At 69.6% G+C, this 15,342-nt stretch carries 15 protein-coding genes and 1 pseudogene; 15 read left to right on the top strand and 1 reads right to left on the bottom strand.

What is annotated here, in order from left to right; all coding sequences use genetic code 11:
- The 3 genes and pseudogenes from ACFU8Q_RS28580 to prcA all read left to right on the top strand — a co-directional run.
- Positions 1-252: pseudogene (locus ACFU8Q_RS28580) on the top strand (endonuclease domain-containing protein); the annotation flags it as partial.
- A complete protein-coding gene (prcB, locus tag ACFU8Q_RS28585) occupies positions 204-1,049 on the top strand; it encodes a proteasome subunit beta (protein ID WP_384458862.1) in 846 nt (281 codons plus the stop codon). The pseudogene ACFU8Q_RS28580 and the gene prcB, both read left to right, overlap by 49 nt.
- Before the next feature lie 58 nt (positions 1,050-1,107).
- Positions 1,108-1,932, top strand: coding sequence for a proteasome subunit alpha (gene prcA / locus ACFU8Q_RS28590; protein ID WP_384458865.1), 825 nt, complete (start codon positions 1,108-1,110; stop codon positions 1,930-1,932).
- 45 nt (positions 1,933-1,977) lie between these two features.
- On the opposite strand, the gene ACFU8Q_RS28595 is transcribed toward prcA, so the two are convergent.
- Positions 1,978-3,024 carry a LacI family DNA-binding transcriptional regulator gene (locus ACFU8Q_RS28595; protein ID WP_384458868.1) on the bottom strand — a complete coding sequence of 349 codons (1,047 nt, stop codon included), beginning with the start codon at positions 3,022-3,024 and terminating at the stop codon, positions 1,978-1,980.
- A 134-nt stretch (positions 3,025-3,158) separates the two neighbouring features.
- Here ACFU8Q_RS28595 and ACFU8Q_RS28600 point away from each other — a divergent pair, with 134 nt between their 5' ends.
- The 12 genes from ACFU8Q_RS28600 to ACFU8Q_RS28655 all read left to right on the top strand — a co-directional run bounded on the left by ACFU8Q_RS28600 (position 3,159) and on the right by ACFU8Q_RS28655 (position 15,210).
- On the top strand, positions 3,159-4,418 hold the full coding sequence (locus ACFU8Q_RS28600; protein ID WP_384458871.1) for an MFS transporter: 1,260 nt from the start codon (positions 3,159-3,161) through the stop codon (positions 4,416-4,418).
- 9 nt (positions 4,419-4,427) lie between these two features.
- Positions 4,428-5,789, top strand: coding sequence for a Pup--protein ligase (gene pafA, locus ACFU8Q_RS28605; RefSeq protein ID WP_384458874.1), 1,362 nt, complete (start codon positions 4,428-4,430; stop codon positions 5,787-5,789).
- A gap of 126 nt (positions 5,790-5,915) precedes the next feature.
- Positions 5,916-6,869 carry an FKBP-type peptidyl-prolyl cis-trans isomerase gene (locus ACFU8Q_RS28610; protein ID WP_384458877.1) on the top strand — a complete coding sequence of 318 codons (954 nt, stop codon included), beginning with the start codon at positions 5,916-5,918 and terminating at the stop codon, positions 6,867-6,869.
- Positions 6,870-6,912: 43 nt separating this feature from the next.
- The gene (locus ACFU8Q_RS28615) at positions 6,913-7,287 is read left to right on the top strand and encodes an FKBP-type peptidyl-prolyl cis-trans isomerase (protein ID WP_382950808.1); all 375 of its coding nucleotides are present in this window, start codon (positions 6,913-6,915) and stop codon (positions 7,285-7,287) included.
- 113 nt (positions 7,288-7,400) lie between these two features.
- Positions 7,401-8,354: a helix-turn-helix transcriptional regulator gene (locus ACFU8Q_RS28620; RefSeq protein ID WP_384458880.1), complete on the top strand. Its 954-nt coding sequence runs from the start codon at positions 7,401-7,403 to the stop codon at positions 8,352-8,354.
- Between the two features lie 12 nt (positions 8,355-8,366).
- Entirely contained in the window at positions 8,367-9,323 is a 957-nt protein-coding gene (locus ACFU8Q_RS28625; RefSeq protein WP_384458883.1) for a helix-turn-helix transcriptional regulator, read from the top strand.
- Positions 9,324-9,340: 17 nt separating this feature from the next.
- Positions 9,341-9,610 carry a hypothetical protein gene (locus tag ACFU8Q_RS28630; RefSeq protein WP_384458886.1) on the top strand — a complete coding sequence of 90 codons (270 nt, stop codon included), beginning with the start codon at positions 9,341-9,343 and terminating at the stop codon, positions 9,608-9,610.
- A 35-nt stretch (positions 9,611-9,645) separates the two neighbouring features.
- Complete coding sequence (locus tag ACFU8Q_RS28635; protein ID WP_384458889.1) at positions 9,646-9,843, top strand: hypothetical protein; 198 nt, start codon at positions 9,646-9,648, stop codon at positions 9,841-9,843.
- Positions 9,844-10,095: 252 nt separating this feature from the next.
- Positions 10,096-10,389 (top strand): Sec-independent protein translocase subunit TatA, encoded by a 294-nt coding sequence (tatA, locus tag ACFU8Q_RS28640; protein ID WP_362211480.1) that lies wholly within the window; start codon positions 10,096-10,098, stop codon positions 10,387-10,389.
- Between the two features lie 65 nt (positions 10,390-10,454).
- Positions 10,455-11,405 carry a twin-arginine translocase subunit TatC gene (tatC, locus tag ACFU8Q_RS28645; protein ID WP_384458892.1) on the top strand — a complete coding sequence of 317 codons (951 nt, stop codon included), beginning with the start codon at positions 10,455-10,457 and terminating at the stop codon, positions 11,403-11,405.
- Positions 11,406-11,422: 17 nt separating this feature from the next.
- On the top strand, positions 11,423-12,331 hold the full coding sequence (locus tag ACFU8Q_RS28650) for a diacylglycerol kinase (protein ID WP_384458895.1): 909 nt from the start codon (positions 11,423-11,425) through the stop codon (positions 12,329-12,331).
- Positions 12,332-12,375: 44 nt separating this feature from the next.
- A complete protein-coding gene (locus ACFU8Q_RS28655) occupies positions 12,376-15,210 on the top strand; it encodes a DEAD/DEAH box helicase (RefSeq protein ID WP_384458898.1) in 2,835 nt (944 codons plus the stop codon).
- The last annotated feature ends 132 nt before the right edge of the window (positions 15,211-15,342 follow it).

The following is a 15,342-nucleotide window of genomic DNA, read 5'->3' on the forward strand; positions in this document are numbered from 1 at the left end:
GTGCGGGCGAGGTCTGCCCGCACCGCGCGGGCACAAGCGGCACCGTGTGTGCGGTGCGGCTGCCCCCGCAGTTCATGTGGACCACTGCCACGGGACGGGTAGGGTCCGTGGCGTAACCGCATCGACTGCAATTCGGCCATCGGCACGTTGGGAGACGATCCTGACACCTCGCTCAGGGCCGTCGCATACCTGGAGGGAAACGCGTGGAAGCCAACACTCGTAGCACCGGGCGTCTACCAGCTGCCTTCCTGACGCCGGGATCCTCTTCGTTCATGGATTTCCTGTCCGACCATTCTCCCCAGCTGCTTCCGGGCAACCGGAGCCTGCCGCCCCTGCAGGGGGTCATCGAGGCGCCGCACGGGACGACCATCGTCGCGGCGACGTTCCCCGGCGGTGTGGTCCTGGCCGGCGACCGGCGGGCGACCATGGGCAACATGATCGCGCAGCGCGACATCGAGAAGGTCTTCCCGGCCGACGAGTATTCGGCGGTGGGCATCGCCGGTACCGCCGGGCTGGCCGTGGAGATGGTCAAGCTCTTCCAGTTGGAGCTGGAGCACTTCGAGAAGGTCGAGGGCACCCAGCTCTCCCTGGAGGGCAAGGCGAACCGGCTCTCCACGATGATCCGCAGCAATCTGGCGATGGCGATGCAGGGCCTCGCCGTCGTGCCGCTCTTCGCCGGCTTCGACATCGACCGCGAGAAGGGCCGGATCTTCTCGTACGACGTCACCGGCGGCCGTTCCGAGGAAATCGGCTACGCGGCCACCGGGTCGGGGTCGATCTTCGCCCGTGGGTCGATGAAGAAGCTCTACCGCGAGGATCTGACGGAGCAGCAGGCCCTCACCCTGGTCGTCCAGGCGCTGTACGACGCCGCGGACGACGATTCGGCGACCGGTGGTCCCGATGTGGCCCGGCGGATCTATCCGATCGTCACCGTCATCACCGACGAGGGCTTCCGGAAGCTGACCGAGGTGGAATCCTCCGAGATCGCCCGCTCGGTTCTGGAACGCCGGCTGGAACAGCCCGACGGCCCGCGCGCCGCGCTGCTCTGACCGTCGTGCCGCTGCTTCTTCGATGCTTTTGTCACTGACAGAAAGGGACGGATAACCGGTGTCGACGCCGTTCTATGTCTCACCTCAGCAGGCCATGGCCGACCGGGCGGAATACGCCCGGAAGGGCATCGCCCGTGGTCGCAGCCTGGTTGTGCTGCAGTACGCCGACGGCATTGTGTTCGTCGGCGAGAACCCGTCCCGTGCGCTGCACAAGTTCAGCGAGGTCTATGACCGGATCGGTTTCGCCGCCGCCGGTAAATACAACGAGTACGAGAATCTCCGCATCGGTGGTGTGCGCTACGCCGATCTGCGCGGATACACCTACGACCGTGACGACGTGACGGCCCGTGGGCTGGCCAACGTCTATGCCCAGACGCTGGGCACCATCTTCTCCAGTGCGGCCGAAAAGCCGTACGAGGTGGAGCTGGTGGTCGCCGAGGTGGGTACCGAGCCGGAGGGCGACCAGATCTACCGGCTGCCGCACGACGGCTCGATCGTCGACGAGCACGGCTCGGTCGCCGTCGGCGGGAACGCCGAGCAGATCAGCACCTTCCTGGACCAGCGGCACCGTGACGGCATGACGCTCGCCGAGGCGCTCAAGCTGGCCGTGCAGGCGCTGTCCCGCGATCCCAACGGCAGCGAACGGGAGATCCCCGCGGAGCGGCTGGAGGTCGCGGTCCTGGACCGTACGAGGCCGCAGCAGCGGAAGTTCAAGCGGATCGTCGGCCGGCAGCTGGCGCGGCTGCTGGAGGCGGACGGCGGCGCCGCTCCGACGGACGCCCCGTCCGACATCGAGGACGGCGAGGAATCCGAGTCTTCCGCGAGCACGACGGACATCACCAAGTCCACCGATTCCACCGATTCCGGTGGGGACGTGGAGTAGTCCTCCGGTGCCCCGGTCCGCCCCTCCCGGCAGGCCGGGGCACCGTCATGTCCGCGGGCCGTCCGCGGGCGGGGGCGCCGAGGAGCCGCGTGCCACCAGTCGCACGGGCAGGCTGCCGGGCTCGGCCGGGCGGCCGTCCAGGACCGCCAGCAGGGCGGCCATACCGCGTTCACCGACCTGCTCGGCCGGCAGCTGCACCGTGGTGAGCTCCGGTTCGACGGCTGTGGCCAGGGCCAGATCGTCGAAACCGGTGACGGAGAGGTCGTCGGGGACCCGGAGCCCGAGTCTGCGGGCGGCCTTGCAGGCGCCCGCGGCGAGGATGTCGTCGTCGCAGACGAGGGCGGTGGGCCGGGGGCCGGGGGCGGCCAGCGCCCGCTCCGTGGCCTCGCGGCCCGCGGGGACGTCGAGCGTCGCCGCGACGGTCCGTACGGAGGTGCCGGGCACCGCCTTCAGCGCGTCGTGGAGTGCTCGGGCGCGGGCGGCGAAGGTCCAGGAGTCGATCGCCGACGCGAGGTGGACGAAGCGGCGGTGGCCGAGCGCGAGCAGATGGTCCGCGATCTGCCGCATGCCGTCGGCGATGTCGAGGTTGACCCGGGCCGCGACACCGGTGTCCTCCGGGTCGCTGTCGAGCATGATCAGCGGCAGACCGGCACCGCGCAGCGCGTCGAGGGCTCCGGCGGCCATGGACGAGGCGATCACCCCGTCGAGCGAGGCGCGCGCCGAGGCGAACGGATCCCTGGCCGGGCCGATGCCCTCGGGCGACGGGTAGAGGACGACCCCGAAGCCGTGCTCGGCGGCGACCGAGGCGGCGCCGGTGTAGACACGCGCGAAGAACTCGCTGGTGAGCGCGGGGACGACGAGGAGCGCGGTCCTGGTGCGGCCGAGGCGGAGGCTGCGGGCGGCGAGGTTGGGCTGGTAGCCGAGGCCGCGGGCGGCGTGCCGTACGCGTTCGGCGGTGGCCTCGGAGACCCGGCCGCGCCATTTGCCGCCGAGCACGAGGGAGACGGTGGCCTGCGAGACCCCGGCGGCCCGCGCGACGTCGCGGCTGGTGGGCCGGGGCGGGGCGGGACGCGACTGCGGTGCGCTGGTCACTCGGGGCCTCCGGGCCGGACAGGGGGCAGGCGCCGTGAGGTGGACCTGCGGACTGGGCACATGGTACGTATGAACCTCGACGTTATACGTAAAACTTCAGGTGCCCGAGAGTGCCCGGAGGAGAGGGGCGGGACATGGCCGCGGGATATCTGGACATCCTCCGGGCACGGCATGCGGCCCGCCTGCTGGCGGGGACCCTGGTGGGGCGGCTGCCGAGCGGCACCGCCCACATCGCGATCGTGCTGTTCACCCGGGCCGAGGGCGGCAGCTACACCCTCGCCGGCGCGCTCGCGGCCGTGTACGGGCTGTCCACCGCGGTCGGGCAGCCGCTGCTGGGCCGCGCCGTGGACCTGTACGGCCAGCCACGCGTCCAGCTCCCCGCCGCCGTGGTGTCGGCGCTGGGCATGGCCCTGCTGGCCCTGGTGGGCCTGGGGTCGCTGCCGCTGGCCTACGGCGCGGTGATGGTGGCCGGAGTCTTCACCCCGCCGCTGGAAGGCGGTCTGCGGGCCCTGTGGCCGACCGTTCTGGGCGGTGAGGACCGGGTGCACCGGGCGTACGCGATGGACGCCGTCGCCCAGGAGGTCATGTTCACCGTGGGCCCGTTGCTGGTGACGCTGCTCGTCTCCCTCTGGTCGCCCGCCGCCGCCCTGCTGGTCATCAACGCGATAGGGGTCCTGGGGGCGCTCTCCGTCGTCCTCTCGGAGCCGTCCCGCGCCTGGCGTTCGGCACCCCGGGAGGCGCACTGGCTGGGTGCGCTGCGTTCGCCGGGGCTGCTGGCGCTGCTCGGTTCGTTCTTCTTCGTCGGGCTCGCGCTCGGTTCCATCACGGTGGCCGGGGTGGCGTACGCCGACGACCACGGCCGGGAGTCGGTGTACGGCTGGCTGATGGCCGCGCTCGGGCTGGGGGCGCTGGTAGGCGGCGCGGTGTACGGGGCGCGGCAGTGGGCAGGGGCTCCGGAGCGCCGGCTACGGGTCATCGTCGCACTGCTGGCGCTCGGCTATCTGCCGCTGATGCTGACCCCGGGAGTGGTCGCCATGACCGCTCTGGCGGCAGTGGCCGGAGTCTTCCTCGCGCCCGCGATCGCCTGCTCGTTCATCGTGGTCGACCGGCATGCCCCGCGGGGCACGGTGACGGAGGCGTTCTCCTGGCTCGTGACGACCTTCGGGGTGGGCGCGGCGGCGGGCACGGCCGTGGCGGGCCCGGCCGTCGAACTGGGCGGCACGACGTGGAGCTTCGCCGTCGCGGGGGCCGGTGGGGTGGCGGCGCTGCTGGTTCTGCTGGCCACGGGAAGGGTCCTCGCAGTTCCCGGGCGCGAGGCAGTTGCTGTACGGGGATCGGAAAATGATCGGAACGGTGCTGTCGAACCCGGTTTCAGCTCAGGCCATCAGGCGTAATGTTCAGTCATGGACCGCCGCATTTTCGGGCTGGAGAACGAGTACGGCGTCACGTGCACGTTCAGGGGACAGCGCCGACTGTCTCCTGATGAAGTGGCGCGCTACCTCTTCCGCCGTGTTGTGTCATGGGGCCGCAGCAGCAATGTCTTTCTGCGGAACGGCGCCCGCCTCTACCTCGACGTGGGATCGCATCCGGAATATGCAACCCCCGAATGCGACAACCTGACCGAGCTGGTCACCCACGACAAGGCCGGCGAGCGCATTCTCGAAGGTCTGCTCGTCGACGCCGAACGCCGCCTGCACGAGGAGGGAATCGCGGGCGACGTCTACCTCTTCAAGAACAACACCGACTCGGCGGGAAACTCCTACGGGTGTCATGAGAACTATCTCGTGGCGCGGCACGGAGAATTCTCCCGGCTCGCGGACATCCTCATTCCCTTCCTCGTCACGAGGCAGCTGATCTGCGGCGCGGGCAAGGTGCTGCAGACCCCGCGGGGCGCGGTCTACTGCGTCAGCCAGCGTGCCGAGCACATCTGGGAGGGCGTCAGCTCCGCGACGACCCGCTCCCGCCCGATCATCAACACGCGTGACGAACCGCACGCGGACGCGGAGCGGTACCGCCGCCTCCACGTCATCGTCGGTGACTCCAACATGTCCGAGACGACGATGCTGCTGAAGGTCGGCGCCACCGATCTGGTGCTCCGCATGATCGAGGCGGGCACCGTGATGCGGGATCTGACGCTGGAGAACCCGATCCGGGCGATCCGCGAGGTCAGTCACGACATCACGGGGCAGCGCAAGGTGCGTCTGGCCAGCGGCCGTGAGGCATCCGCCATCGAGGTGCAGCGCGAGTACTACGAGAAGGCCGTCGACTTCGTCGACCGCCGCGGCATCCGCACCGGAACGGTCGCCCAGGTCCTGGAGCTGTGGGGCCGTACGCTCGACGCGATCGAGGCCGAGGACCTCGACCGGATCGAGACCGAGATCGACTGGGTGATGAAGTACAAGCTCATCGAGCGGTACCGCGCCAAGCACAGCATGACGATGTCGCATCCGCGGGTCGCCCAGATAGACCTCGCGTACCACGACATCCACCGCCGTCGCGGCCTGTACTACCTGCTGGAGCGCAAGGGGCAGGCCGCCCGTGTCTGCAACGACCTGAAGATCTTCGAGGGCAAGTCCGTGCCCCCGCAGACGACCAGGGCGCGGCTGCGCGGGGACTTCATCCGAAGGGCCCAGGAGCAGCGGCGGGACTTCACCGTCGACTGGGTCCATCTCAAGCTCAACGACCAGGCGCAGCGCACGGTGTTGTGCAAGGACCCGTTCCGTTCGGTCGACGACCGAGTGGAGAAGCTGATCGCGGGTATGTGAGCGGGCGACAGGAATTCCCGGACTCCGGCGCGACGCGGGCCCCGTACGTTCCTCGTACGGGGCCCTGCGTACGCCCTAGAGTGTCGGGGACTCAACCAACTGTGCCGTCTGAGATCTGAGGAACCAGTGCGCCGACTTGCCGGCCTTCTTGTCGTCCCCCTGTTGCTGGTGACAGCAGCCTGTGGTAACGAAAAGGGCTCCGCTTCCGCTTCCGTTTCCCCTTCCGCCGCGTCCAAGGACGGGTTCCCCGCGATCACCGCGGGCGCGAAGTTCGGCGAGAAGCCCACCCTGGCCAAGGGGACCGGGAACCCGCCCAAGGAGCTGAAGACCAGGGTCGTCAGCGAGGGTGACGGCGCCACGCTCAAGAACGGCGACGCCATCCAGGTCAACTACCTCGGGCAGGCCTGGGACTCCGACAAGCCGTTCGACAACAGCTTCGACCGCAAGCAGCCGTTCGACCTGACCCTCGGCGCCGGCATGGTGATCCAGGGATGGGACAAGGGGCTCGTCGGCAAGAAGGTCGGCAGCCGGGTGGAGCTGGTCATCCCGCCGGAGCTCGGTTACGGAGCGCAGGGCCAGGGCGACATCAAGCCGAACGCCACGCTCGTCTTCGTCGTCGACATTCTCAAGGCGACGCAGATCCCGACGTCCGCCAAGGGCACCGTGGTCGCCCAGGACAACATCGACCTGCCGAAGGTCGGCACCAACACGGACGGCAAGGCCCCCAAGGTCACGATCCCGACCAAGAGCGACCCGCCGAAGAAGCTCGTCTCCAATTACATCCTGGAGTCCAAGGGCGACGTCGTGAAGGACACCGACAGCGTCGTCGTGAACTACGTGGGGCTGCTGTGGAAGGACGGCAAGACGTTCGACAGCACCTACAGCGCGGGCAAGACGCAGACCTTCCCCCTCGCCCAGGTCACCCTGAAGGGGCTCAAGAACGGTCTGGTCGGCAAGAAGATCGGCAGCCGCGTGCTTCTCGTCATCCCGCCGGACCAGGGGTTCGGCGACAAGGCGCAGCAGACGATTCCGGCGAAGTCCACGCTGGTCTTCGCCGTGGACATCCTGGCGAAGATGTAAGACTGTCCCGGTTGCCCAGTTCATCAGTAAGAGGAGCAAGTCAGTGAGCATCGAGAAGCCCGAGATCGACTTCCCGGGTGGCGAGCCGCCGGCCGACCTGGAGATCAAGGACATCTGGGAAGGCGACGGCGCGGTGGCCAAGGCCGGCGCCACCGTCTCCGTCCACTACGTGGGCGTGGCATTCTCCACCGGCGAGGAGTTCGACGCCTCCTGGAACCGCGGCGCCCCGCTGCAGTTCCAGCTCGGTGCCGGCCAGGTCATCTCCGGCTGGGACAAGGGCGTGGAGGGCATGAAGGTCGGCGGCCGTCGCCAGCTGACCATCCCCGCGCACCTCGCGTACGGCGACCGCGGCGCCGGTGGCGGCCGTATCGCGCCCGGCGAGACCCTGATCTTCGTCTGCGACCTGGTCGCCGTCTGATCCGCACCCGTGCGCTACGAGGGCCCGTGCCTGGGGGCACGGGCCCTCGCTTTTGTCCGGACACCGCGGAGCGGTACGGTCGACGGTCGTAGAGCAAAACAGAAAGGGCGTCGATGGCGATTGCCAAGGCCGAGCGGCTGATGAACCTGGCTCTGTGTCTGCTGGGGACCCGGCGCCCGCTGAGCAAGCGCGAGCTGCGCGGCTCCATCGAGGCCTATCTGGAGGCCGGTTCCGACGACGCCTTCAACCGGATGTTCGAGCGCGACAAGGACGATCTGCGCGAGCTCGGTCTGGTCATCGAGACCGTGGAGAACCTGGACGGCGACACGGGATATCTCGCCCGCCGCGACAGCAACCGGCTGCCCCCGATCACGCTGGACGCCGAGGAGGCCGCCGCCCTCGGACTGGCCGCCAAGGTCTGGCAGCAGGCGCGGCTGGCCGGTGCCGCCAGCGGCGCGCTGCAGAAGCTGCGGGCCGCAGGCATGCCGGAGGCCGAGGACGCGTACGAGGTCCACAGCGCCCTTGAACCCCGTATCCCCGTTCATGAGGCCGCCTTCGAGCCGTTGATGCTGGCCTGCCGGGACCGCCGTCCGGTGACCTTCGACTACCGCAAGGCCAATGCCGCCCGGCCCGAGCAGCGCCAGGTCGAGCCGTGGACGCTGGAATGCTGGCGCGGCCACTGGTATCTGGCCGGCTGGGACCGGGACCGCGGCGCCGAGCGGGTGTTCCGGCTCTCCCGGATCACCGGACGGGTCCGCTCCCGGGCCGGGGCGTTCACCGCCGAGGTGCCCGACGTGGTGACCGTCCGCGAGACCGTCGAGAGCTGGGCGGGGGAGACGGCGACCCGGACCGCGCTGATCAGGCTGCGGACCGGTGCCGGCTACCCGCTGCGCTCGCGCGCCATATCGGTCCGGGAACTCGGGGACGGGTGGGACGAGTTGGAGATTCCGTACGGACACGGTCTGGACGCCTGGCTCGTCGAGTTCGGTCCGGACGTCGTCGTACAGGAACCCGCCGATCTGCGGGCCGATGTGGTGGACCGGCTGCGTGCCGTGGCCAAGGACTGAGGGGACCCATTCATGGCCACGAACGCGATCGACCAGACCCGCCGGATGCTCTCCCTGGTGACATATCTGCGCGAGCGCCCCGGCGCCCATGTCCAGGACGTCGCCCGCGCGTTCGGGATCACCGAGGACGAGCTGATCTCGGACCTCGATGTGCTGCCCATGTGCGGTACGAGCTTCCGCGGCGGCGATCTGCTGGACATCGACACCGACGGCGACCGCATCTGGTGGCACAACCCGGACGATGTCGCGGAGCCGCTGCGGCTCGCGGCCGACGAGGCGACCGCGCTCCTGGTCGCCGCCCGCGCCGTGGCCACGTTGCCGGGGCTGCGTGAGAGCGACCGGCAAGCGCTGCTGCGCGCCACCGCGAAGCTGGAGACGGCGGCCGGCGAGGTGGGCGCGGCGAGCTCGCGGCTCTCGGTCACCTTCGAGTCCGAGGGCGGTGTCTTCGCCGATGTCGACCGGGCGATCTCCGAGCGGCGCCGGCTCTGGCTGCGCTACTACTCGCCCGCGCGCGACGAACTGACCGAGCGCGAGGTGGACCCGATCCGGCTGTTCGCCGTGGGGCACACGTACATGGAGGCCTGGTGCCGGTCCTCCGAGGACCGGCGTACGTTCCGGCTCGACCGGGTCGCCGAGATCCGGCTGCTGGACGAGCCGGCCGCGCCGCCCGAGCTGGAACTGCGGGATCTGTCCGAAGGGCTCGTCCAGCCGGCGGCCGAGGACCCGGAAGTCGTGGTCGAGGTGGGGCCCGGCGGCCGGTGGGTCGCCGAGTACTACCCGCACGACAGCGCCGAGGAACTGCCCGACGGCGGGCTGCGGATCGCCCTGCGCACCCCCGATCCGGCCTCGCTGCGCAGGCTCGCTCTGCGGCTCGGAGGGGAAGGCCGCATCGTCTCCCCGCCGGAACTGGCGCGGAGCGCACAGCAGGCGGCCCGTGCGGCGCTCGCTGTCTACGACGACCCGGCCTGAGCGGAGATCTGAGAGATATGAGCAATATGTCCGTGATGTCGGGTGTGTCGACCGTGGTGGTGCCCGAGTCGGTACGGTTCAAGGCCGCTTGTCCGGACTGCCGTGAGCGGTTCGAGCTGGCGGCGGGCGCCATCCGGCTCGCCGTGGGCGCCAGCCGCCGGACGACGTTCTACTCCTTCACCTGCCCCGAGTGCGGCGCGGCCGTCCGTAAACCCGCCGGGGAGCGGATAGTCGAGCTCCTCACCGGTGGCGGGGTGCGGACGCTGCGTCTCCACACCAGCCTTTAGAACTCCGGACACCTAGACACATCGAGGCTCTGCGCATGTTCTGGCCCATGCTCGCCATCGCCCTGGGGTTCCTCGGGATCGCCGTCCTGGGCGTGCTGGCCGTCAAGGTCTTCGTCGAGGCCCGGCGTCTGGGGCACCAGGTGACGCGAACCACCCAGCGCATCAACCGGGCGGCGGAGGACCTCGAACGCGCCGCGACGGATCTCGCCGCCACCGGTGAGGCGTTGCGCTAGGACCCGTGCCGCTTCGTGCCTGTGAGCGGGAGCGAGCGAACGGAACCGGCGCGGCCTCCAGTTTCCCGGATTCGAGGGGTACGCTGCTCAAGCGGCCCTGAGAGCGAGGCATGGGCCGTAATCGCAAGGATGCATGGGTATTGCCCTGCGTTTACTCCTGCGGGATACGATCGCTGACAGTACGACGATCGGGCGTCCGTCCGACGTTCGATCCGCCCCACCCCTGCTGCCTCGGTGAGAAGGTACACGCATATGTTCGGAAGGCTCGGCGCTCCCGAGATCATCCTGATCCTCGTCGTCATTGTTCTGCTGTTCGGCGCGAAGAAGCTTCCTGACATGGCTCGCTCGCTCGGCAAGTCGGCCCGCATCCTCAAGAGCGAGGCCAAGGCCATGAAGTCCGAGGGCAGCCCGTCGGCCACCCCGGCCGAGCCGGCGAACGACACCGCCGCCCAGGACCAGGCCGCGCCGCGCACCATCAAGGCCGCGCCCGGTGACGTGACGAGTTCGCGTCCGGTCGCCGAGCCGACCGACTCGACCAAGCGCTGACAAGAAACGGGCCGACGCAGGCGTCGTGACCGGCGACGGCCTGCTGCACGAGATGAGGACGTGGGTTGCTCAAGTCTGCCCGCAAGCAGGAGACGGACCCCGAGGGCCGCATGCCCTTGGTGGAGCACCTGCGTGAGCTGCGTAACCGGCTGGCCAAGGGCCTGCTCGGAATCGTCGTCGTCACGATCGTGGCCGCGTTCTTCTACAAGGGGATCATCGAGTTCTTCACCAACCCGGTGCTGAAGTCGGTCGGTTGCGAGTACAGCTTCGCCGAGCTCGCCAAGAAGGAGGACGGTACGTGCGCGCGTATCGTCCTGAACGGTCTGCTCACCCCGTTCACCCTTGCCCTCAAGGTCTCCTTGATGGCGGGCGTCGTCCTTTCCTCGCCGATCTGGCTCTACCAGCTGTGGGCCTTCGTCGCCCCGGGGCTGCACAAGCACGAGAAGAAGTACTCGCTCGCCTTCGTCGGCGCGGGGTTCCCGCTCTTCCTCGCCGGTGGCTTCTTCGCGTACAAGACCCTGCCCACGATGGCCCGGGTGCTCCTGGACTTCTCGCCGGCCGGACTGGACAACCAGCTGCCGCTGGACGACCTGCTGGATCTGATCACGCGCATGGTGGTGGTCTTCGGGCTCTCCTTCGAGCTGCCGCTGCTGCTCGTCATGCTGAACTTCGGCGGGGTCATCACCGGTAAGCGGATGCTCGGCTGGTGGCGGGGCATGATCATGGGGATCACGGTCTTCGCGGCGGTGGCCACGCCCAGCACCGACCCGGTGAGCATGCTGGGGCTCGCCGTACCGATCTGGGTGCTCTACTTCGTGGCCACGGCGATCTCGCTCCTCAACGACCGCCGCAAGGCGCAGCTCGCGGCGGAGGGGCCCTCCGACGACGAGGCCTCGGAGCTGGACCTCACCCCCGAGGACATCGGTGAGACCGAATCGGTCTCGTCCAGCCGGTCGTTGCCCACTCAGGCGAGCTCGGACCGTGACCGGGTCAACGGTTACGACGACATCACCTGACCTTGTAGGGTCCCCGGGTGACCAGCGAGATCACCCTTTTCGTCAATCCCACCGCGGGAAGCGGCCGGGGCGCGCGTGCCGCGCAGCCGGCCGCATCCGCGTTGCGGGACGCCGGATTCTCCGTGCGTACGGTTCTCGGCGAGGATGCCGCCGACGCCCTGCGGCGGGCACGAGAGGCCGTCGCGGGCGGCACCGGTGCGCTGATAGCGGTGGGCGGGGACGGCATGATGTCCCTCGCCCTGCAGGCCGTGGCCGGAACGGAGACCCCGCTCGGGGTCGTCGCCGCGGGCACCGGGAACGACTTCGCCCGCGCACTCGGGGTGCCGATACGGGATCCGGCCGCGGCCGGACGGCTCGCAGCCCGGGCGCTCAAGGGCGGGGCGGTCCGCGCGATCGACCTCGGCCGGGTCGGCGAGCGGTGGTTCGGTTCCGTGCTCGCCTCCGGCTTCGACTCCCGGGTCAACGACCGCGGCAACCGGATGCGCTGGGTCGGCGGACGGTTCAAGTACGACCTCGCGATCCTCGCCGAACTCGCCGCGTTCAAGCCGATCCCGTACCGCATCAGGCTGGACGACGGACCGGTCCGGGAGATCGAGGCGACGCTCATCGCCGTAGGCAACGGATCGACGTACGGCGGAGGCATGCGGATCTGCGCGGACGCCGCCATGGACGACGGGCTGTTCGACGTGACCGTCGTCGGGGACTGCAGCCGCACCACACTTCTCAAGGTCTTTCCCCGCGTCTACAAGGGAACGCACCTCGGCCACGCGAAGGTCACCTCGCACCGGGTCTCCTCGATCGAGCTCGCAGCGGCCGGTGTCACGGCGTACGCGGACGGTGAACAACTCGGGGCACTGCCGCTCACCGCCACCTGCGTACCGGGCGCGGTGAGGGTGCTCGCACCGGGTTCTCCCGGCGGTATTTAAAGATCGCGTCGCTGTCAGAGGCGGCGGGTAGGCTCGTAAGCAAGATGACAGAGGACCTCTCACCAGCTGAGCGATACCAGGCTTCTCGGATCCGCGCCGCCGAGCTGGCCACCGCACTCGCGCCCTTCCGCGAGTTGTACGAGTTCGATCTGGACCCCTACCAGATCGAGGCATGTGAGGCGCTGGAAGCCGGCAAGGGGGTGCTCGTCGCCGCTCCCACCGGCTCGGGCAAGACGATCGTCGGCGAATTCGCCGTGCACCTCGCGCTCGCGCAGGGCCGCAAGTGCTTCTACACCACACCCATCAAGGCCCTGTCCAACCAGAAGTTCGCCGATCTGGTCAAGCGCTACGGACCGGACAAGGTCGGTCTGCTCACCGGCGACAACAGCGTCAACGGCGACGCACCGGTGGTGGTCATGACCACCGAAGTGCTGCGGAACATGCTGTACGCGGGTTCGCAGACGCTGCGTGGCCTCGGCTACGTGGTGATGGACGAGGTGCACTACCTCTCCGACCGCTTCCGGGGCGCCGTCTGGGAGGAAGTGATCATTCACCTCCCGGACTCCGTGATCCTGGTGTCACTGTCGGCGACCGTCTCCAACGCCGAGGAGTTCGGCGACTGGCTGGACACCGTCCGCGGTGACACCGAGGTGATCGTCTCCGAACACCGCCCGGTGCCGCTCTGGCAGCACGTCCTGGCGGGCCGTCGGACATACGACCTTTTCGAGGAGGAGACCGACCACGGCGGCCGCGGCACCGGACGCCGCGAGGTCAACCCCGACCTTGTCCGGCTCGCCCGGATGGAGAACCAGCGGGGATACAACCCGCGTGAACGCCGCCGCGGAAAGATGGTCCGCGAGGCGGACCGCGAGCGCGAGCGCCGCGAGCGCAGCCGGATCTGGACCCCGTCCAGGCCCGAGGTCATCGACCGGCTGGACGCCGAAGGGCTGCTCCCCGCCATCACGTTCATCTTCAGCCGGGCCGCCTGCGAAGCGGCCGTGCAGCAGTGTCTGCATGCCGGACTCCGGCTCAATGACGAGGCCAAGCGGCGGCTGGTCCGCGAGATCGTCGAGGAGCGGACCGCGTCCATCCCCGGCGAGGACCTCCATGTCCTCGGCTACTACGAGTGGCTCGAAGGGCTGGAGCGTGGCATCGCCGCGCACCACGCCGGCATGCTGCCCACGTTCAAGGAAGTCGTGGAGGAGCTCTTCGTACGAGGGCTCGTCAAGGCCGTCTTCGCGACGGAGACGCTCGCGCTCGGCATCAACATGCCCGCACGCTCCGTCGTGCTGGAGAAGCTCGTCAAGTGGAACGGCGAACAGCACGCCGACATCACCCCCGGCGAGTACACCCAGCTGACCGGGCGGGCCGGCCGGCGCGGGATCGACGTCGAAGGCCATGCGGTGGTGCTGTGGCAGCGCGGCATGGATCCGGGCGCGCTGGCCGGACTCGCGGGTACGCGGACGTATCCGCTGCGGTCCAGCTTCCGGCCCTCGTACAACATGGCCGTCAACCTGGTGCATCAGTTCGGGCGGCATCGTTCGCGCGAGCTGCTGGAGACCTCCTTCGCGCAGTTCCAGGCCGACCGGTCGGTGGTCGGGATCTCCCGGCAGGTCCAGCGGAACGAGGAGGGGCTGGCGGGCTACCTCGAGGGCATGACCTGTCACCTCGGTGACTTCGAGGAGTACGCGCGGCTGCGCCGCGACCTCAAGGACCGGGAGACCGAGCTCGCCAAGCAGGGCGCGTCGCAGCGGCGGGCCGCCGCGGCGGCGTCCCTGGAGAAGCTCAAGCCCGGCGATGTCATCCACGTGCCCACCGGCAAGTTCGCCGGACTGGCGCTGGTCCTCGACCCCGGGCTGCCGGGCGGACGGACCAATGGGCACGGGCACCGCGGGCTCGAATACCACGACGGGCCACGGCCGTTGGTGCTGACCGCCGAGCGGCAGGTCAAGAGGCTCGCCTCGATCGACTTCCCCGTTCCGGTGGAGGCGCTGGAGCGGATGCGGGTGCCGAAGTCGTTCAACCCGCGCTCGCCGCAGTCGCGCCGCGATCTGGCGTCCGCGCTGCGGACGAAGGCCGGGCACATAGTGCCGGAGCGGCACCGCAGGGATCGGTCACCCGCGGCCGACGACCGGGAGATCGCCCGCTACCGGGCGGCGTTGCGCGCACACCCCTGCCACGGGTGCGACGAGCGTGAGGACCATGCGCGATGGGCCGAGCGATACCACCGGCTGCAGCGCGACACCAAGCAGTTGGAGCGGCGGATCGAGGGGCGGACGAACACGATCGCCCGCACCTTCGACCGGATCGTCGCGCTGCTCACCGAGCTCGACTACTTGCGGGGCAATGAGGTCACCGAGCACGGGCGGCGCCTCGCACGGCTCTACGGCGAGCTGGACCTGCTGGCCAGCGAATGCCTGCGGGACGGGGTGTGGGAGGGCCTGAACCCGGCCGAACTCGCCGCCTGCGTCTCGGCGTTGGTGTACGAGGCGCGGCAGGCCGATGACGCGGTGGCGCCGAAGCTGCCGTCGGGGCCCGCGAAGGCCGCGATGGGCGAAATGGTCCGGATCTGGGGTCGGCTCGATGCCCTGGAGGAGGACTTCAAGATCAACCAGGCGGAGGGGGTCGGTCAGCGCGAACCCGATCTGGGGTTTGCCTGGGCGGTCTACATGTGGGCGTCCGGGCGGTCGCTGGACGAGGTGCTGGGCGAGGTGGAGATGCCCGCCGGGGACTTCGTGCGGTGGTGCAAGCAGGTGATCGACGTGCTGGGCCAGATCGCGGCTGCGGCTCCTCGGGAGGGAAGTTCGGTGGCGCGGAGTGCGCGCAAGGCGGTGGACGCGGTGTTGCGGGGGGTTGTGGCCTACAGCTCTGTGGGGTGACGGGTCCGCGCGGTGCGGGGTGACCGGGTGCGGGATGCCGGGTGAGGGGTGCCGGCGCGGCGTCACCCGGACCCGCGCCACCCGAGCGAGGATCCGGGTCACCGGGCCCGTCCGTCGTCGGCCGGCCCGCTT

The sequence above is a fragment of the Streptomyces sp. NPDC057543 genome, assembly GCF_042801895.1.
GTDB lineage: Bacteria > Actinomycetota > Actinomycetes > Streptomycetales > Streptomycetaceae > Streptomyces.

What these genes read in the sequence shown, in the direction of transcription:
- pafA (WP_384458874.1), top strand. Translation starts at nt 4,428, where the DNA reads ATGGACCGCCGCATTTTCGGGCTGGAGAACGAGTACGGCGTCACGTGC.
- ACFU8Q_RS28600 (WP_384458871.1), top strand. Translation starts at nt 3,159, where the DNA reads ATGGCCGCGGGATATCTGGACATCCTCCGGGCACGGCATGCGGCCCGC.
- ACFU8Q_RS28635 (WP_384458889.1), top strand. Translation starts at nt 9,646, where the DNA reads ATGTTCTGGCCCATGCTCGCCATCGCCCTGGGGTTCCTCGGGATCGCC.
- ACFU8Q_RS28625 (WP_384458883.1), top strand. Translation starts at nt 8,367, where the DNA reads ATGGCCACGAACGCGATCGACCAGACCCGCCGGATGCTCTCCCTGGTG.
- ACFU8Q_RS28630 (WP_384458886.1), top strand. Translation starts at nt 9,341, where the DNA reads ATGAGCAATATGTCCGTGATGTCGGGTGTGTCGACCGTGGTGGTGCCC.
- tatA (WP_362211480.1), top strand. Translation starts at nt 10,096, where the DNA reads ATGTTCGGAAGGCTCGGCGCTCCCGAGATCATCCTGATCCTCGTCGTC.
- ACFU8Q_RS28620 (WP_384458880.1), top strand. Translation starts at nt 7,401, where the DNA reads ATGGCGATTGCCAAGGCCGAGCGGCTGATGAACCTGGCTCTGTGTCTG.
- ACFU8Q_RS28655 (WP_384458898.1), top strand. Translation starts at nt 12,376, where the DNA reads ATGACAGAGGACCTCTCACCAGCTGAGCGATACCAGGCTTCTCGGATC.